The 848-nt window shown below is 71.6% G+C and carries 2 protein-coding genes; both read left to right on the top strand.

Features of this window, described 5'->3' with window-relative positions; genetic code table 11:
• Positions 1-338: oligopeptide/dipeptide ABC transporter ATP-binding protein (locus M8C11_RS30115; RefSeq protein WP_374669410.1), on the top strand; the 338-nt coding region annotated here is incomplete at its 5' end.
• A partial coding sequence (locus tag M8C11_RS30120; protein ID WP_252454821.1) for an ATP-binding cassette domain-containing protein occupies positions 335-848 on the top strand: 514 nt, incomplete at its 3' end. The genes M8C11_RS30115 and M8C11_RS30120, both read left to right, overlap by 4 nt.

Here is an 848-nt window from a genome sequence, read left to right on the forward strand (position 1 = left end):
GGGCGGTGGAGCACGGGAGTGTGGAGCGGGTGTTGCGGGCGCCGCAGCATCCGTACACGTGGGGGTTGTTGTCGAGCGTGCCGTCGTTGCACGGCGACGCGGACGCGGACCTGGTGCCGATCCCCGGTAACCCGCCGTCGCTGATCAACCTGCCGTCGGGGTGTGCGTTCCATCCGCGCTGCCGGTGGGCCGGTGTGAACGGCGACCGCTCCCGCACCGAGGTTCCGGAGTTGGTTCCGGCGGGGGCGGCAGGGCATCTGGTGGCGTGTCACCTGCCGGTCGCCGCGCGGGAGCGGATCTACCGCGACGAGGTCGCGCACGTGGGGGTGGCCCGATGAGTGCTGACCAGGACACGACGGGCGCGGTCGCCGGCCGGCGGGGTGCGGCCGTCCTTGCGGCGCCGGACAGTGAGCCGTTGCTGTCGGTGCGGGGCCTGACGAAGCACTTCCCGGTGCGGCAGGGTCTGCGTGCCCGGGGTGCGGTGCGGGCGGTCGACGGCCTGGACTTCGACGTACGGCCCGGCGAGACCCTCGGACTCGTCGGGGAGTCGGGGTGTGGGAAGACCACGACCGGGCGGATGCTGGTGCGTCTGCTGGAACCCACCGCCGGCAGCATCACCTTCGCGGGGCGGGACATCACCCACGGTGGGCGTCGTGAGTTGCGCGCGCTGCGGCAGGACCTGCAGATCATCTTCCAGGACCCGTACGCGTCGTTGAACCCCCGCCACACGGTGGGGCGGATCGTGGCGATGCCGTTGCAGGTCAACCGGATCACCCCGCCCGGCGGCGTCAAACACCGCGTCCAGGAACTGCTGGAACTGGTCGGCCTGAACCCGGAGCACTACAACA

This window comes from Micromonospora sp. CPM1 (assembly GCF_023896895.1).
Classification (GTDB): domain Bacteria; phylum Actinomycetota; class Actinomycetes; order Mycobacteriales; family Micromonosporaceae; genus Micromonospora; species Micromonospora tulbaghiae.